Origin of the sequence: Marinobacter fonticola, from assembly GCF_008122265.1 — a bacterium.
Lineage (GTDB): Bacteria > Pseudomonadota > Gammaproteobacteria > Pseudomonadales > Oleiphilaceae > Marinobacter_A > Marinobacter_A fonticola.
Window position 1 is genome coordinate 2819579 of record NZ_CP043042.1, and the last position, 19235, is coordinate 2838813.

Below are 19235 nucleotides of genomic sequence, written 5' to 3' on the forward strand. Positions count from 1 at the left end.
CTAGCCGCTGATTAACTGCCCATGTGTTCCAGAAACGCATGAGGATAATCAGCAATGCACACAGCAGCATCGAAAGTACCAACCGATAGGGCCGAGCGCCTGCTTCGTCGTCGCGAAGTGGAAAACCGCACCGGCCTCAGCCGCTCCACCATCTACCTCTGGATGAGTGACGGCCTATTCCCCAAACCTCGAAAGATCGGCCCCCGTGCTGTTGCCTGGCGCGAAAGCGATATCCAGGCGTGGATTGAACAGCGCCCGGAAGGCTCCGCATGAACTCCGTTGTTAAGCCTGGCTGGTTTACCAGAAGGCGCCAACAGTACCTCGCACTATCCCAGGTACCAAGAACGCTGAATATCACCGCCAGCGAAGTCACAGACGCTGTATCGCGAGGAGATATCCAAATTGAGCGGATCAGTGGCTGCAAAGCGGTCGCGCTTGATGAGCTGATTCGATATGTCGAACGGAGGGCGTCACGATGAGCGAGAAAAAGAAGCGGGCCCGGACCGGCGGCACACCGGTCACGGACCTTAACGAGGCATTCCGAAGCAAGACCCAGTATAAGCGGAAACCCCCTGGCCTGCTAACCCGGGAGCGGCGAATCCTGACCGCCCTCACCCTTGGGCCCAAGACCCGCGAGGAAGTGGACCGTATCGGCAAGGTCAGCAACGGCCCCGAGTACATTCGTCAGCTTCGTGAGCGCGGCTTAGAGATCCACTGCGAACGCCGGTGCTTCAGGAATGAAGAGGGACAGGTCTGCTGTCCAGGTGTCTATCGGCTGGCGGAGAAGTCCGTTCCAAGGGCCATGGAGCTGCTCTATCTCGCTATGGCGGGGTAAGCCTATGCCGAGGGATAGACGAGCCAGAAACGTTGGGAGGAAAGGTATTGGGTCCTTTCTCCAGCTTCCCAAGGACGTACTGAACAGCCGCGCCTACAAGAGCCTGAATGGCTGGCAGGTCAAGCTGTTGGTCGATATCGCGTCCCAGTTCAACGGGAAGAACAACGGCGACCTTTGCGCAGCATTCTCGGTCATGGAGGACCGCGGCTGGAACTCGAAGACCACCCTCACCAGGAGCCTGAAAGCATTGCTCGACTCTGGACTGATCGAGATGACCCGGCAGGGAGGCCGCAATCAATGCTCACTATTCGCTGTGACCTGGCGACCGATCGACGAATGCAGCGGGAAGCTCGAAGTGAAACCCACGAACGGCCCGAGCGCACGATATCTGAATTGGAGCAAAGCCGCATGAAAATTAAATCTTGTGGTCCGTATGTGACCCAACGTGGTCCGTATGTGGACCAGTTAACCCATTTAACCTTAATAATCTGGGCTTATGTGGTCCGTATGTGGACCAGTCAGAGCCGTTTTCAGGGTTTACGTGGTCCATATGTGGACACCTCTATAATTTACCATGTACCGGCTCTACCCAATGACCGAAGGGAAGACACACGCGGGTCGAAATCAGCCATCCGAGAAACGACCGGCGCCCCACCGCAACATCATCTCGATCACAACGAACTCCCCACCTGGATGCAGGAAATAACAGGCCTATCACTTGGCCGGGTGTCGTTGAGTTCATATGTGCCATTTTGGGTAGTTTTTATTTACCGCCACATTCAAGACGTCAATACACGTCTATGGAATGCATAGTTACGCAGCGGAAATCGTATCGTTTTGAGTACACCCAATTAAATTGGATAAATAACCAGTTTCTGGGGTACGCTCGACCGTAGGTAGGTTAAAAACTGTTCGAGGTGGAAACGATGGCACGCCCCAAAGGCAGCAAACAGACACGTCCAACGAGCAAGGCAATCGTCGGTTACTACGAGCTGCTGAAAAGCGCAGCCGACAACGGTGACACCCTGGCGGCCGCTGAACTCATCAAGATCAACATCATGGAAAAAACACGAGGTGCGACCCATGCAAAATGAACGTTCCGCGATCCGACTGAGCGGCCTTGAACATCGCCTGAATTACACCGAATACGACTGGCCCAGTATTACCGGCGCCCAGTTGGAAACCCCCCAAGGGATCTGGCGAGCTGGAGGAAATCTGAACGCCGCGCGCAGGCTACAAGAGGCCGCCCTACTGGCTTTCAATAACTCGGGCGAAGCTATCGGCAATGTGAAATCCGATAGCGACCTGACACCCGAAGCCAAGAGCCGACGCGTTCTGGCCTCCGCAGAGCAATATTTCAATTCAGTGGCTCCGGTCGTCTCTGAACTAAGCAATGGCATGGCGAGCCTAGCAGAGGCCGCGCCGCGCATGCTGTCCGCTGTGAAGCCGCTCAAAGAGACCGATGTGGTCGGTGAATTACGCGACCAGGAGCTACGGTCCTTCCTGCGCACCCTTGGACCAGGGGAGCGCCAGAAGCTGGTCCTCGCCATGGGTAAAGGGGAGCATTCCGAACTGACAGCCGCGGTGCTTCGCGGACCTTCCATTGTTTCCGGCCTGACTGACGACACTGTGAAGTCACTCAACCGCGCAGGCATCGCCACCAGCTACCGGGATTCGGTCACCGCCCTGCACACCCTACTGATGGTTCGGGATGACGTGATCCGAACGGCTATCGCCGGTGCGGACCTGTTGGGCCAGATCCACAATTCGGCAAAATCTACAGCGGTTCGAGCAAAGGCTTGGAAGGCCGACGAGGGCGCCGACACCCTGCGCGAATGGCTGAACGACTTCCGCATGCTGCAAGCAGCGTAAGGGGGGCCAAATGCTTCTATTCGACCTGCGCCAGCCCATGACAGATTGCCGGGTGCACGACACCGAGGAACACCCTCTGGTGGAACTTCGTGCCCTGGCAGACCGAGCCCTTGCGGTAATGATGTCCTACAGCCTGGATTATGCCCGGGTGAGCTACACCATGCTGTCATTCGACCCAGACACCGGTAAGACCGTCACCGTCGAAGCAAGGACGCCAGGGCGAGCCTATGAGCTGGCGCAGGCGGAATACCAACGCGACACCGGCCCCAGTCAGGCCGTGCAATAGGAGGCGCTTGTGAGCTATCGAGCGAGGTTGGAGGTTACGATTGACTCAAAGTCGGGGGAGACCAGGCTCCGCCGGCTCCAATACGAACTGGACCGCACGGAGAAGGCCGGCGCTCTTGTCGGGAAGACGCTTCTCGCTGCAGGTGGAGCCCTGGCCGGCGCCGTGACACTCAATGCAGTGGGCAGGCTGGCCACGATGGCCGACGAGTTCGCCCTACTTCAGTCCCGCGTCAGGGCCGCTACGGACGCCACAGGAGACTATGTAGCGGTGTCTGAAAGGCTGTTCGATATCTCCCAGGACACCGGCACCACGCTGAAATCGAACATCGAGCTGTTTGACCGCATCCGGATCGGGGCGCAGGAGCTCGGGCGCAGCAATGATGAAGTGCTCGAACTGGTGGAGGCGGTCAATCAGCTGGGGCAAATCGGCGGTTCCAGTGCATCCGAGTTGAGCAACGCCGCTATCCAGCTTTCCCAGAGCCTGTCCGGTGGCATCGTCCGGGCTGAGGAATTCAACAGCATCATCGAGAACACCCCGCGGTTGGCTCAGGCGATTGCCGAGGGCCTGGGCAAGTCTACCGGTGAGCTCCGGGAAATGGTGCTTGCCGGCAACCTGCTGGCCGACGATGTGTTCGAATCGATCCTTGGCCAGACCGACAAGATCGAACGGGACTTCGGGAAGCTGGAAAGCACCATCGAGCGAGCAGGAACGACGTTCGGCAACTCGTTTGACGTGTTCATTGGCCGGCTTAACGAAGCGACCAACGCATCATCGAATGTCGCCAGGATTATCGAGGGCCTGGCCTCCGGCCTGGACAATGCCACGGTGAAGCTGTTCGGTGCGGCCGATCCTATCGAAAACCTGAGCGACAAGATTCAGGATTTGGTCGAAGAGCGCTTCAAACTGGTTTTCCTGCTGCGGCAAGAGCAGGAAGCCGGCAGTGTCGCCGCACTCGCAACCCAAAGCCGGATCGATGCCATTGACCGCGAGGTTAAGTCTCTCGATGACCGCCGCAAGGCTCTAGTCCAACAGCGGATCGCCCAGGACGACGCCACACGGGCCGCTGAAGCTGCTTCCGGCTTCAAGCCTAAGCCTGCCGCCATCGAAGATGTTCGAGATGCAGAGGATCTGCGGGCATCCCTCGATAAGCGCTTCGGGATCGAGCTGCAGTACCGTCGCCGCATCGAGGAAATCAACGACCTCTACAACAAGCGAGCCCTGGATGCGGACACCAAGGCAGAGCTGGAGCGACAGGCAGAGCTTGCACGCATTCGGGCCCAAAATCCGGGAACCGGTAACGCCTACGACTCCATTCTCGGGCAGGTAGATGCTCAAGGTCGAGGCCAGGAATACATCGCCGCCCAACAAGCTGAATTCGAGGCCGTGAGGCGCAGCCTTGACCAGCGCTATGCAATCGAGCAGGAGCACGCGGCCCGGATGCAGGCTCTGCGGGACGGAGAACGCCAGGGCCTGATTGAGGACCAGACCGAAATGAATCGCCTTGTTACCGCCTCTGTGGAGCAGCGAAACAAGGAGTTGATGCAACTCGAGCAGGCGCGCCAGTTCATCCAATTGGGCGCCGCAGAGCAATTGTTCGGAAACATGGCGGATCTGGCGAAGGAGTTTGCCGGGGAGCAGTCCGACCTGTACCGCACGATGTTCGCCTTCCAGAAGGCTGCAGGTATTGCGCAGTCCCTGGTAGCCATCAACACCGGTATCGCGATGGCAGCTGCCAATCCCTGGCCGATTAACCTTGGTGCCATGGCTTCGGTTGCCGGCGCCACTGCCGGCCTTGTCTCGAATATCTCAGCGATCACCCTGCAGGGCCAGGCCCACGACGGTATTGACCGCGTTCCCAAGTCCGGCACCTGGAACCTGGAGGCTGGCGAGCGGGTAACCACCTCGAAGACCAGCGACAAGCTCGACAAGACGTTGGACGACGTCCAGAAGGGCATGAACACGGCACCAGTCATCAACGTGATAGAGAACCCTGACCGTGCCGGGAACATCTCATCACGGAACGATACGGACGGCCGGCAGGTGATCGACATCGTCGTCGCCGACTTTCGTGGTGGCGGCCCGATCTCCAAGACGTTCGAATCCACCTATGGGCAGAAAAGGAAGGGTCGATAGTGGCGAGCAACCGGGACGAGAGGGGCCGCTTCCTGCCCCGGGTATCAGGCAACCCGTCAGGCCGTCCCAAGGCCGCCGACGATCTACGCCGGCGCCTGGAGTCCGGCGTGGGCGATGCGGCTGAGGCGGTACTCAAGGCAGCCAAGGAGGGCGACCTGAACGCCTGCAGGATCATCATCGAGCGCACCCTACCCGCCCTACGGCCTCATCATGCCGCTGTGCGGTTTGAGATCGACCCGGCGGCGCCATTGGCTGACCAGGGCCGGGCCATTGTCGCCGCGGTGGCAGATGGCCAGTTACCACCGGACCAGGGTAAGGCCCTATTGGATGGCATCGCCTCATTGGCTCGAATTACCGAAATCGACGAACTGGCCGCACGAATCGCGAAACTGGAGAGCATGACCGATGAAGGACCTTGAGCGCCGTCTGAGACGGCTGGAGAAAGACCGCTTTGTGACCGATGACGGCATTGAGGCCATATTCATCACCATCGTAGACAACTCGAAGGAAGGCCGGGGCCTTGACCTGCCGACCTATGGCTGGCGATTTCAGCGCCATGCTGCAGACGACGTGGTGACGATGAGGAACCCGGGAGAAGACGACGACAGCCTACGGGAGCGCCACATGAACGCCGTCCGACCTCTACTGCCCCACAACAGCGTGCCCACATTCCTGCCGATTACGGAGAGCGACAGCCAATGAACCGCGAACTCAAGCGACGCCTGGCCGCCCTGGAGAAAAGCGGCCCCTACGCCAAGCGCGTCGAGATATGGATTAAACCGCCGGCCGACGACCTCCATGGTTGGGAGTGTGGCCCCGAGACCGTCATGCGCCTGGAAGGCGAAACGGACGATGAGCTGGAAGCCAGGGCCAAGGCCACAATGAAGCGCCTATACCGCGAGAAGACCATTGTCGGGGGCTTGTGGGTCTACTTTGGCATCGGACCGATGGGGAACACGCGATGAAACGGGATCTTGAACGCCGCCTCGCCAGCCTGGAGCAGCACAACCAGGACAGCACGGTAAAAGCTATCAGCGATCTGATGGACGAGCTGAGCGCCGAAGCAGCGGGCGGAGAACACAGCAAATCACCGCACTCAATCTTCGACTGCCTGGAGGATCCAACCGATGCGTCGTGAACTGTGGAGACGCCTGGAGGCCATAGAGAAGGATGCGGGTGTCGGCCAAGAGCTGCCCATCATCTGGGTGTCCAGACCGAACGCCGACAACGAGCACCTACCGCCTGCCGGCTGGACCGAAACAATCGCTGAGGATCCAGTCACCGTGATGCGCGAACCAGGCGAGTCCGATGCCAGTCTTCAAGCGCGAATGATTGCCGAATTTCGAGCGAAGCCGACCTTCTCACCCAAGGCTGCGGGCATATTCACTAGCATCAACGCCGACTGTACCGAAAAGGTATAGGCCAATTAATACAAATAAACTCCGATTTATTCCGTAATAATAATTGCCACAGCAGACCCTAATCGCTACAGTGTGTCGAAAATAACCCAAAATGACACACCAGGGGAACGCTATGTTTATTCGCGCCTATCTCAGGGCCAGCACCGACGAGCAAGATGCAAACAGGGCCCAATCGATGCTTCAGTCCTTCGCAACGGACTGCGGGCACAAGATCGCCAATTGGTACACCGAGAATGCTTCCGGCGCCCAGGCGGATCGCTCCGAGCTTCAGCGATTGCTGAAAGATGCCCAGCCGGGTGATGTGTTGCTGGTGGAGGCCATAGACCGGCTCTCGCGACTACCGGCCGGAGACTGGAAGCGCCTACGCTCTGAGATCGAATCCAAGGGGCTGCGTGTAGTGGCCGTGGACCTTCCAACCAGCCACCAGGCGATGAGAAGCACGGAGGGCGACGAATTCACAGCACGGATGCTGGATGCGATTAACGGAATGATGCTGGATATGATGGCCGCCATTGCTCGCAAGGACTACGAAGACCGCCGCCGCAGACAGGCTGAAGGGATTGCCAAGGCGAAAGCCGCGGGCGTCTACCAGGGCAGGCCCCGGGACATGGACAAGCGACGCAAGATTAAAGAGCTGCTCAAGTCAGGCCTCAGTGTTCGCAAGGTCGCCGAATATGCCGATTGCTCAACCTCAACTGTTCAGACCGTGAAGAAGGAATTTACCAAATCTGCCGGCGCCAAAAAGTCGCCTGAGCGTTGACGGCGAAGGCAAGAGGTGGCTACGTGGCAGCCCAGCCTGATTCTACCCAACGATCTATTTCGGCATGGTTGTACCAGATAACGCCGTCAGGCCCGTACTTCCACTGCCGGCCCTCCACCCATTGCCTTCTGCGGATTTTTATCTGGTCCTTGGTGAGCCCGGTCATTTCAGTGAGCTTTCGCTCAAGCACCCAGCGTGAAGCAGTCACTTCTATAGAGCCCTTATCCGTTCTTTTAAGTCTTCGACAGTCGCGCGCTTCCGGGAAAAGCTTCGCTCTGAGGCCTGCCGGTCCCACATCTCACTTCGCCACGGTTCACTACCGCGCCTGCGGTGGGCTTACAGTTACCACGCAAGGCGCCCGGAAGCCAGGCGCCTGCAATAGCGGAAAGTTCAAACCAGGTTCTTCTCACCTGGGTTTATGATCCTTGTCATCTCTCCAGCCGAAAAGCTCACGTGCTCTTTGGCCTGCTTTACCAGCGCACCTAGAACCACATCCGGATTATCCGCGTTGAGCACGGATGGATCCGTCATATACATCAACAGTATCTCAGCATCGAACAGACGTTCACGCACTTCGTTTATTTTCTGGTGAAGTTCAGCATTATTTTCCATGGTCGCGCTCCTTCAAATGTCCGTCAGCAAGTAAAGTTCAACACCCACGTAGCCCGACTCTCTCAGCTCTTCTACACGCGTCAGGGCATCCCCGTAGGTCATGGGAACAAAGCTCGTGTGGCGTTCGGGGCGACCATAAGCCTTGGCGAAAAAGTGATAGCCGAACCGGTCATCTTCTGAAGGCACATGCGCAGCCAGAGACAGGTCGGCAGCGAGGCTCATTTGTACCACCTCCACCGATGGATGGGTGGCTGAGAAGAAGTCCCTCAGATCTTCAGCCTCAGATTGCGAAACGGGCTCGTCGGGCAACCGTGGTCCGGATTCAGATAGCCTCACTCCGAAACCATGAAGGAAACCCTCTGCGAGAAAAGGTGAATCTGGTTGGGCTTGCGGGTTCATTGTTTTAGCCCTCCCTTGTCCGGCGCTGTGCCGTCCACATTCATACGTAAGAGAGCTATGGTTTCTGGCATGAGATGAGCAGCGATGGTCTCGGTTTCCAATGCTTCGCGGTATGTTCCAACCCAGGCTTTATCGCCGAAAGCCATCATCACTTCCTTCTTGTATGGATCGAGAGTGACGCAAAGGAACGGTCCGGCGTTCGGTATAGCTTCTCTCCCAGCGGTGGTAAGATGCTGATGTTGCATGGTTGAGTTCCTCAATTACTTTACTGTGTAACTCCCCCGCCCTGTTGCAGCAGGCGCGGGGGTCCTATCGTCAGTCCTTGTGACGTGCCACATACTCATCGAGTGCAGTTCTGATGAGATCCGCAAGGCGCACATCTTCACCAGTTCGCATCCGCCGCTTCCTGGCGATTTCGTCAAGCTTCCTTCGCGTTTCCGCCTCTATTCGCGCACTGATGTGCACCAAGTCCGGCATGGTTTTCTCCTTATCGTGTTCGCGTAACACACGAATACAATATCCAGACAAGACTCTCCCTGCAAGGGATCGCTGAGGAAATTTTGTGCCGCAGTGGTAGCTATTGGCAGCCCAGGCACATAGAGAAAATGCGGGTATTGTTGTGGGTACTCAGGCACCGAACAAGTGCCAGCGCCTAATTTTTCATAAGGTTAGATGTGGCTTTCGGTTCCTGCCGGGGGCACCACCTGCACTTCCCCTGACTTCCGCAACATGGGTCGATTTCTATGACTTCTTAGGAGTTCACTTTTGGATCTCCGCTCTCACTGACCCCTTCATGCAATGACGCAATGAGCGGACAAGCGACATTGTCGGGGCCAGCGTGGCAACGATCCACCATCTCGGCGAGAACACTCTCAATTTTTTCCAGTCTGTCGATCTTCTCGCGCACATTCCTCAGCTTGTGCTCAGCCAGAACGCTGGCTTCCTTGCAGTGGGCACCGCCTTCAAGCCAAAGCAGGTCGTCTATCTCATTGAGACTGAATCCCAACTGCTGGGCTGTCTTTATGAATGTTAAACGATCGATGTCGGCGGGGCCGTAACGTCGAATTCCCCCAGGAGGACGCACCGGTTCCGGTATTAACCCTCGTCGCTGGTAATAGCGAATAGTCTCGACATAGACATCCGCGGCCCTGGCAAAGCCACCGATGGTCAATAAGGTCTCCCTACTCGACATACGCCTTGACTCCGTAGTTGACTACGGAAGTAACCTTGCCTCAAGAAACAAGCTCATAAAAGGCGGAAGCTATATGTCGAATTCTAGATCAGGGCGCCGTGCCTTGGCCGCTGGGGGAATCGCGGCAGTTCTCGCCTCGGCCTGTTGTCTAGGCCCACTGGTATTGATCGCGCTGGGCATTTCCGGCGCCTGGATCGGTAACCTCGCGGCCCTTGAGCCTTATCGCCCACTATTCATTGGCGTGGCACTGATAGCCATGTTCTTTGCCTGGCGCAGAATCTATCGGCCAGTGGAACAGTGCCGTCCTGGAGAGAGCTGTGCCGTACCTATGGTGCGAACAACCCATAAGGTGATCTTCTGGGGTGTAGCGGTCCTGGTACTGGTCGCTTTGGTTTTCCCTTATGCACTGCCTCTATTCTATTAAAGGAGAGCCTCCCCATGAGAATGCGCTTTGGTCTGATGTTGATCACCGCCCTGCTTAGCATGCCTGCTTTAGCGACCATGCAGACTGTCACGCTCTCGATACCAGGCATGACTTGTTCCGCGTGTCCGATCACCATCAAGCTGGCTTTGAATAAGATGGACGGTGTTTCGCAAGTCGACGTGAGCTACCCGGATCGTGAGGCCGTGGTTACCTTCGACGACACACTAACGTCCGTGGAGGCGTTGACTGAAGCCACGGCTAACGCGGGCTACCCCTCCACCTTGAAGCCCTCGAACGCGAGTAGGGAGTTCCCCGAATGAGTAGCGCGAGCAATCTGCACGTTGCAGTAATCGGCAGCGGCGGCGCAGCCATGGCGGCCGCCTTAAAAGCCGCAGAGCGCGGGGCCAGCATCACACTGATTGAACGCGGCACCATCGGCGGCACCTGCATCAATACCGGCTGTGTACCTTCCAAGATCATGATTCGCGCCGCGCATATTGCGCACTTGCGCAAGGAGAGTCCTTTTGACAATGGGGTAAGCGCCAATCCCTCAGTGGTAAGGCGGGCAAAACTACTTGAACAGCAACAAGAGCGCGTGGAGCAACTGCGTGATGCGAAATATGAAAGCATACTGCGCAATCATGAGGCCATCTCGGTCCTCAACGGCGAAGCCCGGTTTCTCGATGCCCAAAGCCTGGCGGTCAGGCTGAATGACGGGGGCGAGCAGACTGTCCACTTTAATCGCGCCTTTATCGGAACGGGTGCCCGTCCCGCAGAGCCGTCAATATCAGGGCTGGCCGACACGCCCTATCTCACCTCCACTAGCGCGCTGACACTGGATACTGTGCCTGACCGGCTGATCATCATCGGTGCCGGCTTCGTCGCTCTAGAGTTGGCCCAGGCGTTCGCGCGGTTGGGCAGCCAAGTGACGGTTTTGGCCCGCCGCCACTTGTTATCCAGTGAAGACCCGGCGATCGGTGACGCAATAGAGTCAGCGTTCAGGCGCGAGGGTATCGATGTGCTTAAGCAGACCCAGGCAAGCCATGTCGACCATACCGACAACGAATTCATTCTTGACACCAACGCCGGTGCCCTGCGGGCGGACCAACTGCTGGTGGCGACCGGCCGGACACCGAACACCGAACACCGAGGCTTTGAACCTGGAAGGCATCGGCGTGGAAACCTCCTGTGGTGCGATTCAGGTGGATGAATACCTGCAAACAACAGTCCCAGGTGTTTATGCTGCCGGAGACTGCACCAATCAGCCGGAGTTCGTCTATGTCGCGGCTGCTGGGGGTAGTCGGGCAGCCTTCAACATGACGGGGGGCAAGGCCGCCCTGGATCTCAGTGCCATGCCGGGCGTGATGTTTACTGATCCCCAGGTGGCCACGGTTGGCTTGACCGAAGCCGAGGCCATCAATCGAGACCTGAGCATCGATACCCGTACGCTGAATCTGGAAAACGTGCCGCGAGCTCTGGTGAATTTCGAAACTAACGGGTTTATCAAAATGGTGGCGGAGAAGGGATCAGGGCGATTACTGGGCGTCCAGGCGGTAACCGGTGAAGCAGGTGAACTGATCCAGACTGCGGTGATGGCACTGCGTGCTCGTATGACCGTACAAGAAATCGGCAACGAGCTGTTTCCCTACCTCACCACAGTGGAAGGGCTGAAACTCTGTGCTCAGGCCTTTACGAAAGACGTTAAGCAGCTTTCCTGCTGCGCTGGATGATAAATACTCTACTTGACACTCAGTATAGCGAGCCCCGGATAATCACCGGGGCCAGCCCACTTCTATTGGACCCTGTCGCAGTTCTCGTATATTTGCAGACGTCTCAGAAATCTGTCTCGGGGGCCGCCAACGGCCGGAAACAGGACGAGCGTGAAGAGTGCTGCCAGTAGTAGTCTCATGGCGGATTCTCTTTCAGTTTGATACGTCGGTGGTATCCATTGGCAGCAAAGCTTCGTATCCCGCCCTGGCGCTATAAAGATCACGGATGATCGCAGCTCTCGCGAGTTTCACTCCATTGAGTTGCCTTGCACTATTGATGGCGTCTTCGAGCCTGCCGGTGCCACTGGCCAGCTCGTTCAGGCTGGCTTCCCAGTGAGCGCGCTGATTGGGCAAATGCCGCTGGTTGAGGATGTCCAAACGGTCATAGCCAGCCTGAACGCTCGCCTTCATATCTGCAATCGAAGCCAGCCACTCTCGGTGTGCCTGGGTGGTCCGCCATTGGTGCTGGGAAACTTCGGCGGCGGCCTTGCGAACGGCACTGTGCTGTCGTTGCCCGCTAAACGGTATCCGAATGCCGATACCGATCATCCAACGTTTGCTATCGTCAGCCCACAGGCTGTTGTAGCCCGCACTGGCTGTAAACGCGGGCCTGCGATTGGTCTCGGCAATCTCCAGTCGGGCGCGGGCCTCAGCTTCTCGTGCTTGGGCAGCCTCAATCATCGGGTGATCCATCCCGTTCCGACCGTTGGACACCAGAGGCGTGTCCGGCGGCAGAGACAGTTGCAGGTTGGAATCGGTGGGACGGCGCCCGAGCAATGGGATCAGCTTGCCGGCAAGCCTTGCTTGGTCCGCCTTCAGTTCAACCAATCGGGCATCCAGGGTATCCAATTCCGTTTGCACCCTGAGCATCTGGCTTTGAGAGCCTACGCCATAGCTCAGCCGTTGATCGGAAACCTTCGCAAGCTGCTCCACAAGAGCGCGGGTCTCATGGTGAAGTTCAATCGCCTCGTTGGCGAACCACCATTGCGCGTAGGCCCCCTTAACGCTGGCCGTCAGCTGCCGAACCCGCCACTGAGTGTCCTGCCGGGCTGCGATTACTTCTGCTTCCGCCGCCTTACGGGACGCCGATAGCTGGTCTGGCCAGGGTAATTGCTGGCTGAGCTCGAAACGATGGCCAACCGTGTTGGGGCCCGCCAGGGTTTCTGGTGCGATACCGTATTTAAAGACAGGGTCGGCCCAGGTATCAGAACTATCCACCCCGGCCCTCGCGACCTCGATGGAGGACTTCTGTGCGCCGAGGGCGGCGTTGTTGGCCAGTGCCTCGGCGATCCATTGGTCCACTGCTTCAAGGGATTGTGCAGTTGACGGCGAGGATATCGCGACCAATAGCACCAATATGACTTGGATTTCCGCTAACCGGATCATCGGAAGGTTCCTTTTTTAATAATTTTTTTAAACCGGGCATGCTGCCAGAGATAGAAAATTACCGGGATCAGCAGCAGCGTCAGGATCAGCGTGGTGACCATCCCCCCGATCATTGGCCCTGCGATCCGCTGCATCACTTCCGAGCCGGTACCGCTGCCTAACATGATGGGCACCAGGCCGGCCACGATGGCGGCGAAGGTCATCATAATCGGGCGCACCCGTTGCGCAGCCCCGTGGCTGATCGCCTGGCGCAGGGCATCCGCCGACAACTCCCCTGGCTGATGATCGACGGTCTCTAAAGCGTTGTGCAGGGACTGGTTCAGGTACACCAGCATCAGCACGCCGATTTCCACCGCCACCCCGGCGAGGGCGATAAAGCCGACGGCTACGGCCACGGACAGGTTGTAGCCCAGCAGGTACATCAGCCAGATGCCGCCGATCATGCCAAACGGTAGGGTCCCGAGGATGATGGCCACCTCAGTCAGATTGCGGAAGTTCAGGTATAGCAGGATGATGATGATAGCCAGAGTAAGGGGCACGACCATCGTCAGGCGTTCCTTGGCACGCTGCATGTACTCATATTGTCCGGACCAGGTCAGGGAATAGCCGGAGGGCAGGTCCATCTCTTCCTGAACGCGGGCCTGGGCTTCCTGGACCCAACTGCCCAGATCCCGGCCTTCGATGTCCACCAGGGTCCAGCCGTTGATTCGAGCGTTTTCCGACTTGATCATCGGTGGCCCATGATCGATGCGAATATCCGCCACATCCGACAAGGCGATACGCTTGCCATCAGGCGTCACGATGGGCAACAGGCGCATCTGCTCTACCGAATCCCGGTAGCCCTGGGGGTAGCGCAGGTTGATGGGATAGCGCTCCAACCCCTCCACGGTGCTGGCTACATTCATGCCGCCAATTGCGGTGCGCACCACTGATTGAATGTCTGAGATATTCAACCCGAAACGAGCGGCGGACTCGCGCTGTATATCCACCTTGATGTAGCGGCCACCGGCCACCCTTTCGGAAAAGGCGGAGGCAGTGCCCGGTATATCAGACAGTACCCGTTCCAGTTCTTCCCCTATGCCTTGGATAACCGCCAGATCAGGCCCGGCGACCTTGATGCCCACTGGGGTCTTAATCCCTGTGGAGAGCATGTCTATGCGGGTTTTGATCGGCATCACCCAGGCATTGGTGAGGCCGGGGAGTTTGACGGTTTGGTCCAGTTCCCGGCGTAGGGATTCCGGTGTCACGCCGGGTCGCCATTGGTCTCGAGGTTTAAACTGGATGAAGGTTTCGATCATGGTCAGCGGGGCCGGATCGGTAGCCGTATCGGCGCGGCCTATTTTGCCGAACACGGTTTCCACCTCGGGGATACTGGCGATCAGTTTGTCAGTCTGTTGCAGAATCTGGCGTGCCTTGCCAATGGAGATACCGGGATAAGTGGTGGGCATGTACATCAGATCCCCCTCGTCCAGAGGCGGCATAAACTCACTGCCCAGCTTATTGGCCGGCCAAAAGCCGATGACCAGCACAATCAGGCCACTTGCAAGCATCAGAACTGGACGCCGTAAAGCCCAATCAATGACCGGTTTGTAAAGGAAGATCAGCAGTCGGTTGATAGGATTGCGGTGCTCCGGCAATACCTTCCCACGAATGAAGTAGCCCATCAGCACCGGCACCAACGTAATCGCTAGCCCGGCAGCCGCAGCCATAGCGTAGGTTTTGGTGAACGCCAGGGGTGCGAAGAGCTTGCCTTCCTGAGCTTCCAGGGTGAATACCGGCAGAAAACTGACGGTGATAATCATCAGTGAGAAAAACAGCGCAGGCCCAACCTCGCCAGCAGCTCGTGACATGACGGCCCATCGGTTTTCCGGGGTCAGCGGGGTACGCTCCATGTGTTTATGGACGTTTTCGACCATTACGATGGCACCATCCACCATGGCGCCGATAGCAATGGCGATACCGCCGAGGGACATAATGTTGGCGTTGATGCCCTGGGCATGCATCACCACAAACGCGGCGAGAATACCCACCGGAAGACTGACGATAACCACCAGCGAAGAGCGCAGGTGGAACAGGAACACCGCGCAGATCAGGACAACCACCAGGAACTCTTTCAACAACTTGCCGTATAGGTTATCGACCGCGCTGTTGATTAGCGTGGAACGATCATAGGTGGGCACGACTTCGACGCCATCCGGGAGGCTGGCCTTGATATCTTCGAGCCGTTGTTTAACACCCTGAATGGTTGCCAGTGCGTTTTCGCCGAAGCGCATCACTACGATGCCACCGGCCACCTCACCTTCTCCATTCAGTTCGGCGACACCCCGACGTATCTGGGGCCCCAACTGGATATCCGCCACATCCTTCAGCAACAAGGGCTTGCCATTTTCGCTAACGCCCAGCGGCACCTGACGCAGATCCTCCTCGTTCTGCAGGTAACCAGTAACCCGTACCATGTATTCCGCCTCGGCCATCTCCACTACCGAAGCGCCGGTTTCCTGGTTGGCATTATTGATGGCGGCATGAATGCGCTGCAGAGTGATGTCGTGGGCACGTAGCCGATTCGGGTCCACTACCACTTGGTACTGTTTGACCATGCCTCCCACGCTCGCTACCTCGGATACGCCTGGCACGGTTTGCAGCTCAAACTTCAGGAACCAGTCCTGAATGGCCCGCAGTTCCGACAGATTGTGCTGGCCACTGCGGTCTACGAGGGCATAGGAATACACCCAGCCAACGCCAGTGGCATCCGGCCCCAGTTCAGGTTTGGCTGCATCGGGGAGTTGCCCGGCCACTTGGCTCAGGTATTCCAGCACCCGTGAGCGGGCCCAGTACAGGTCGGTGTCGTCATCGAAAATCACGTAGACGAAGGAATCGCCAAAGAAGGAGTATCCGCGAACTGTCTTGGCACCCGGTACTGAGAGCATGGCGGTGGTCAGCGGGTAAGTTACCTGGTCTTCCACCACCTGTGGCGCCTGACCGGGATAAGGCGTTTTAACAATCACCTGCACGTCCGACAGGTCCGGTATGGCGTCGATAGGTGTTTCGCGGACGGAATAGAAGCCCCATCCGGTCAGAATGAGGGTAGCAAGGAGTACAAAAAATCGATTATGAAGCGACCACTGGATAATGGCGTTAATCATGGGCTGAATCCGGTTTGGTGATGTCCGGGGGCGGTCGCATGGCTCCGCACCCCGGTTTATCGCTATTGTTTCCTGATGTTGGTTATTTGCTGGCCCTTACCGGCCGGTGTCAGGGTGAAAAAAACCGAATCGTTTTTACCCAGGCCCTCCAAGTTCACCTCTGGCGCCACGGGAAACCCCATCGTCATGCTCGGCCAATTCAGCTCCGGAATGGGCTCGTGATTCAGGGTTATCTTGCGTTTTTCGGTGTTGATCGCGGTGATCACGCCGCGACTCTGGACCGGGCCCGTTGACTCCTTTTTGTCCATGCCGGACATGGAGCCCATGTTGCTATCGGCCACCGTCAGAGCGGGACCCAGCGTTAATCCAAACACAACAGCCATCGTCAGGGTTTTCAGGTTCATGGTTTTCTCCAGTGGTTATTGCGCATCTTGCGCAGGTTCAATGCGTTCTATACGGTAGCCTTCAGGTGTCTCCCGAAAGCCGAAGTTGACGCTCTGATCGGGGCCCAGGTCTCCCAAATCCACGGAATCGGCGATACCAAATGTCATCGTCATGGCTGGCCAACCAAGGTCGGGAATCGGGCCGTGATCGAGGGTGACTGAGGTGCTGTCGCTATCGAGTTCCGTGATTCGGCCGACGCCCTGGATCAGCCTGGCAGGCGAGTCGTGTGAACCCGCATCGCCTGCATTTTGCTTATCCGTTTCAAGCCGAAGCATGGCGGCCTCGAGGCTCGTTTCGGAGTCGATCAGGAACTGGGCGGACACGACCACCTGCTGTCCTTCTTTTAGCCCCTCGCGGATGACCACCCTGTCCCCCGCTTCCTGGCCGGTTGCGACCGGCACCGGGCGGAAGTAGCCTTCGTCTTCGGCCAGCAGCACGTGCTGACTATCGCTGCGCTGGATCAGCGCCGTTCTGGGGATGGTCAGCAGGTCATCGCCGATGGGGGCATCCATCGTGAGAGTTACGAACATGTTGGGGCGCAGCCGGCCATCAGGATTGGGAACGCGCACCCGTGCCCGCAAAGTCCGGGTTTTGGCATCCAGCTCCGGGTAGACGTAGTCAATGGTGCCCTGCCATTGAGTGTCTGGCATGGAGGGTGTGGTGAATTCCACCGATTGGCCGGCAACGACGAGCCCGGCCTGGCGTTCGAAGAATTCGGCGATCACCCAGACCGAATCGCGGCTGCCGATGGCCATGATTTCGGTGTCCGGACGCACAAACATACCGGCACGGACCGGCAGAGCGGCCACATAGCCTGAACCGGGGGCGAACACGGTGATGCGCTCACGGACCTTTCCTGTGCTTTTCAGGTTGGCAATTTGGGTATCTGTCATACCCAGGGCCCGTAGCTTGCCGCCCGTTGCTGTCGTCTCTGAGCCTCGTTTCAGGCGCTCGGACATCAGGAACTCATGCTGGGCATTGACCAGCTCCGGCGAATAGATCTCATACAGTGGCTCGCCGCGACGGACTTCCTCTCCCGGTGAGCGAATATGGAGAACCTCTACCCAACCGGCGATACGGCTGTGGACGTGGATCAGTTTGTCCTCGTCGTCGGCGACATAACCCACGGTACGGACCGGAATGGAGACCGAACCTTGGGAGACCGACTGGGTTTTAACTCCCAGGTTGGTCCTGACAGCAGAGTTTATCTGCACCCCGCCATCGTCCCGGCCGGTGTCCTCTTCCGCATAAACGGGCACTAGATCCATTCCCATGGGGGACTTGCCCGGCTTATCCCGGCGGTAGTTGGAATCCATGGGGGCAACCCAGTACAAGGGCTCTTTATCGTCGGCCGATTTCCCGGCTGGACTGCTGGAATCGGCTGATTTGGACATTGGCATAGTTTGCTGACTGGTCAGCCAGCCAAGACCAAAGGCCATAGCGATCACTATCGCCACCAGGGCAATGCGCATTGATGTTTCCTCGTTTAAAGCTCATGAGCGCTTATTCGTAGCCCACTACAGGCCCGTACGAACGTGCGAACAAATCAAAAAGGCTCGGTTCAGGCTTTTGAGGAATTGGGGGGAGGTGTAAGGGTGTCGAGAATGATGCTGAGATAGCCGCCGCGGGGGCGGTGGTGTGCAGGGCCAGAGGAAGATTGCGCCGGCAAATCCGCCTTTTCAGGAACCAGTACAGACAGCATGCCACCGCAACTACCCAAATTGGCAGCCAGGGCACAGTCCGCCGTTGCCATATCACCACAGGCCATGTCTTGTTCCAAATGCGCGGTAGTGGTGTCTAAACCGGTGTTGTCGCAGCAATCCGTCATGGCCACCTGGTGGGCCTTGAGAGAAGGTTCCGTTGGATCTGCCTTAAATTGCCCGAACGCCAGCACCGGCTGCATTGCCATGATCAGCAACAGCAGGTGAATAACAGCTTGGCGAATTGTTTGGTGGGGCAAGAGGAGTGACTCAGGTGATTGAGTTTAAATAAGTTTTCGAGATAGTAAGGTGCAGCTACCACAAGGTCAAGCAGTAAATTGTACGGTTTGGCACTAGCTCCACTGGCCTATTAATTTTTGGACATTCTCCCCATTAGGGACTCCGCCTGGCCTATGTTGCCATTCCTCAACTGCAGCTTTCATGTCGTCACGAAGTTGCTTAAGCTCGTTTAATTCCTGCTCCAGTCTGAGCAGACGGTCTGCAAATAATTCCTTCAGATTGCCGCTAGCAACGCCGCCATCTTCCATCGTTTGATCCAGAATGACTCTGACTTCATTCAGGTTCAGACCCAATTTATTAGCCGCACGAATAAAACGTAAACGGCTTAGGTCTTTCGAATCATACACGTGGTAGCCATTACAGGGATTTGTCCGCGGTCGGAGTAACCCTTCGCGCCTATAAAAACGAACAGTGTCCGCGGAGACATCCGCCAATCTCGCAATTTCTTTAACTTTCACAGCGCCAACCTCCTCTGAACGTTCTTCGTAGTAGCCCGCGAGCCATCAATACGATCTTGTCCGCAGGGAATCCGTGCCCATATGTACTTTGGGTTAGATGG

Annotated in this window: 29 protein-coding genes; 17 read left to right on the plus strand and 12 right to left on the minus strand. The window is 57.4% G+C overall.

The window, feature by feature from the left end; translation table 11 throughout:
* Positions 1 to 54: 54 nt before the first annotated feature.
* The 13 genes from FXO11_RS12460 (at position 55) to FXO11_RS12510 (ending at position 7307) form a co-directional block, all read left to right on the plus strand.
* Complete coding sequence (locus FXO11_RS12460) at positions 55 to 273, plus strand: helix-turn-helix transcriptional regulator (RefSeq protein WP_148863271.1); 219 nt, start codon at positions 55 to 57, stop codon at positions 271 to 273.
* 202 nt (positions 274 to 475) lie between these two features.
* Complete coding sequence (locus FXO11_RS12465) at positions 476 to 835, plus strand: hypothetical protein (protein ID WP_148863272.1); 360 nt, start codon at positions 476 to 478, stop codon at positions 833 to 835.
* A gap of 4 nt (positions 836 to 839) precedes the next feature.
* Positions 840 to 1247, plus strand: a complete 408-nt coding sequence (locus FXO11_RS12470) for a hypothetical protein (RefSeq protein WP_148863273.1) — start codon at positions 840 to 842, stop codon at positions 1245 to 1247.
* 514 nt (positions 1248 to 1761) lie between these two features.
* A complete protein-coding gene (locus FXO11_RS20280; protein WP_168203165.1) occupies positions 1762 to 1929 on the plus strand; it encodes a hypothetical protein in 168 nt (55 codons plus the stop codon).
* A complete protein-coding gene (locus FXO11_RS12475) occupies positions 1919 to 2707 on the plus strand; it encodes a hypothetical protein (RefSeq protein ID WP_148863274.1) in 789 nt (262 codons plus the stop codon). The genes FXO11_RS20280 and FXO11_RS12475 overlap by 11 nt, the downstream gene beginning before the upstream one ends.
* Before the next feature lie 10 nt (positions 2708 to 2717).
* Positions 2718 to 2993: a hypothetical protein gene (locus FXO11_RS12480; protein WP_148863275.1), complete on the plus strand. Its 276-nt coding sequence runs from the start codon at positions 2718 to 2720 to the stop codon at positions 2991 to 2993.
* Positions 2994 to 3002: 9 nt separating this feature from the next.
* The gene (locus tag FXO11_RS12485; protein ID WP_148863276.1) at positions 3003 to 5126 is read left to right on the plus strand and encodes a tape measure protein; all 2124 of its coding nucleotides are present in this window, start codon (positions 3003 to 3005) and stop codon (positions 5124 to 5126) included.
* Positions 5126 to 5545: a hypothetical protein gene (locus tag FXO11_RS12490; RefSeq protein ID WP_148863277.1), complete on the plus strand. Its 420-nt coding sequence runs from the start codon at positions 5126 to 5128 to the stop codon at positions 5543 to 5545. Before FXO11_RS12485 ends, FXO11_RS12490 begins: the two co-directional genes overlap by 1 nt.
* Positions 5532 to 5828, plus strand: coding sequence for a hypothetical protein (locus FXO11_RS12495; RefSeq protein WP_148863278.1), 297 nt, complete (start codon positions 5532 to 5534; stop codon positions 5826 to 5828). The genes FXO11_RS12490 and FXO11_RS12495 overlap by 14 nt, the downstream gene beginning before the upstream one ends.
* Entirely contained in the window at positions 5825 to 6091 is a 267-nt protein-coding gene (locus FXO11_RS12500) for a hypothetical protein (protein ID WP_148863279.1), read from the plus strand. Before FXO11_RS12495 ends, FXO11_RS12500 begins: the two co-directional genes overlap by 4 nt.
* The gene (locus FXO11_RS20285; RefSeq protein ID WP_168203166.1) at positions 6088 to 6264 is read left to right on the plus strand and encodes a hypothetical protein; all 177 of its coding nucleotides are present in this window, start codon (positions 6088 to 6090) and stop codon (positions 6262 to 6264) included. The genes FXO11_RS12500 and FXO11_RS20285 overlap by 4 nt, the downstream gene beginning before the upstream one ends.
* Positions 6254 to 6547 (plus strand): hypothetical protein, encoded by a 294-nt coding sequence (locus FXO11_RS12505; RefSeq protein WP_148863280.1) that lies wholly within the window; start codon positions 6254 to 6256, stop codon positions 6545 to 6547. The genes FXO11_RS20285 and FXO11_RS12505 overlap by 11 nt, the downstream gene beginning before the upstream one ends.
* 112 nt (positions 6548 to 6659) lie before the next feature.
* Entirely contained in the window at positions 6660 to 7307 is a 648-nt protein-coding gene (locus FXO11_RS12510) for a recombinase family protein (protein WP_148863281.1), read from the plus strand.
* 19 nt (positions 7308 to 7326) lie between these two features.
* On the opposite strand, the gene xisR is transcribed toward FXO11_RS12510, so the two are convergent.
* The 6 genes from xisR to merR all read right to left on the minus strand — a co-directional run bounded on the left by xisR (position 7327) and on the right by merR (position 9510).
* On the minus strand, positions 7327 to 7473 hold the full coding sequence (xisR, locus tag FXO11_RS20655) for an excisionase family protein (protein WP_406565652.1): 147 nt from the start codon (positions 7471 to 7473) through the stop codon (positions 7327 to 7329).
* Positions 7474 to 7697: 224 nt separating this feature from the next.
* Positions 7698 to 7919, minus strand: a complete 222-nt coding sequence (locus tag FXO11_RS12520) for a hypothetical protein (RefSeq protein ID WP_148863283.1) — start codon at positions 7917 to 7919, stop codon at positions 7698 to 7700.
* Positions 7920 to 7931: 12 nt separating this feature from the next.
* On the minus strand, positions 7932 to 8141 hold the full coding sequence (locus FXO11_RS12525) for a hypothetical protein (protein WP_148863284.1): 210 nt from the start codon (positions 8139 to 8141) through the stop codon (positions 7932 to 7934).
* A gap of 173 nt (positions 8142 to 8314) precedes the next feature.
* Complete coding sequence (locus FXO11_RS12530) at positions 8315 to 8563, minus strand: hypothetical protein (RefSeq protein ID WP_148863285.1); 249 nt, start codon at positions 8561 to 8563, stop codon at positions 8315 to 8317.
* Positions 8564 to 8633: 70 nt separating this feature from the next.
* Positions 8634 to 8795 carry a hypothetical protein gene (locus tag FXO11_RS20505; RefSeq protein ID WP_227545894.1) on the minus strand — a complete coding sequence of 54 codons (162 nt, stop codon included), beginning with the start codon at positions 8793 to 8795 and terminating at the stop codon, positions 8634 to 8636.
* A 274-nt stretch (positions 8796 to 9069) separates the two neighbouring features.
* The gene (gene merR, locus FXO11_RS12535) at positions 9070 to 9510 is read right to left on the minus strand and encodes an Hg(II)-responsive transcriptional regulator (RefSeq protein WP_148863286.1); all 441 of its coding nucleotides are present in this window, start codon (positions 9508 to 9510) and stop codon (positions 9070 to 9072) included.
* 73 nt (positions 9511 to 9583) lie between these two features.
* Here merR and merT point away from each other — a divergent pair, with 73 nt between their 5' ends.
* The 4 genes from merT to FXO11_RS20510 are packed head-to-tail and all read left to right on the plus strand — an operon-like array spanning position 9584 to position 11664.
* A complete protein-coding gene (gene merT, locus FXO11_RS12540; RefSeq protein ID WP_148863287.1) occupies positions 9584 to 9934 on the plus strand; it encodes a mercuric ion transporter MerT in 351 nt (116 codons plus the stop codon).
* A 20-nt stretch (positions 9935 to 9954) separates the two neighbouring features.
* Positions 9955 to 10254 carry a mercury resistance system periplasmic binding protein MerP gene (merP, locus tag FXO11_RS12545; RefSeq protein ID WP_455025037.1) on the plus strand — a complete coding sequence of 100 codons (300 nt, stop codon included), beginning with the start codon at positions 9955 to 9957 and terminating at the stop codon, positions 10252 to 10254.
* Positions 10251 to 11144, plus strand: a complete 894-nt coding sequence (locus FXO11_RS12550) for an FAD-dependent oxidoreductase (RefSeq protein WP_264766169.1) — start codon at positions 10251 to 10253, stop codon at positions 11142 to 11144. Before merP ends, FXO11_RS12550 begins: the two co-directional genes overlap by 4 nt.
* Positions 11110 to 11664 carry an FAD-dependent oxidoreductase gene (locus FXO11_RS20510; protein WP_264766170.1) on the plus strand — a complete coding sequence of 185 codons (555 nt, stop codon included), beginning with the start codon at positions 11110 to 11112 and terminating at the stop codon, positions 11662 to 11664. The genes FXO11_RS12550 and FXO11_RS20510 overlap by 35 nt, the downstream gene beginning before the upstream one ends.
* A 192-nt stretch (positions 11665 to 11856) precedes the next feature.
* Here FXO11_RS20510 and FXO11_RS12555 read toward each other — a convergent pair whose 3' ends face one another.
* From FXO11_RS12555 to FXO11_RS12580, 6 genes are all read right to left on the minus strand, one after another.
* On the minus strand, positions 11857 to 13089 hold the full coding sequence (locus FXO11_RS12555; protein WP_148863289.1) for a TolC family protein: 1233 nt from the start codon (positions 13087 to 13089) through the stop codon (positions 11857 to 11859).
* Positions 13086 to 16232 carry an efflux RND transporter permease subunit gene (locus FXO11_RS12560; RefSeq protein ID WP_148863290.1) on the minus strand — a complete coding sequence of 1049 codons (3147 nt, stop codon included), beginning with the start codon at positions 16230 to 16232 and terminating at the stop codon, positions 13086 to 13088. Before FXO11_RS12560 ends, FXO11_RS12555 begins: the two co-directional genes overlap by 4 nt.
* Before the next feature lie 62 nt (positions 16233 to 16294).
* Positions 16295 to 16636, minus strand: coding sequence for a copper-binding protein (locus FXO11_RS12565; protein WP_148863291.1), 342 nt, complete (start codon positions 16634 to 16636; stop codon positions 16295 to 16297).
* Positions 16637 to 16651: 15 nt separating this feature from the next.
* Positions 16652 to 18148, minus strand: a complete 1497-nt coding sequence (locus FXO11_RS12570) for an efflux RND transporter periplasmic adaptor subunit (protein WP_148863292.1) — start codon at positions 18146 to 18148, stop codon at positions 16652 to 16654.
* Between the two features lie 89 nt (positions 18149 to 18237).
* Positions 18238 to 18636, minus strand: a complete 399-nt coding sequence (locus FXO11_RS12575) for a hypothetical protein (protein WP_148863293.1) — start codon at positions 18634 to 18636, stop codon at positions 18238 to 18240.
* A gap of 93 nt (positions 18637 to 18729) precedes the next feature.
* Positions 18730 to 19134 carry a MerR family transcriptional regulator gene (locus FXO11_RS12580; RefSeq protein ID WP_148863294.1) on the minus strand — a complete coding sequence of 135 codons (405 nt, stop codon included), beginning with the start codon at positions 19132 to 19134 and terminating at the stop codon, positions 18730 to 18732.
* Positions 19135 to 19235: the final 101 nt, after the last annotated feature.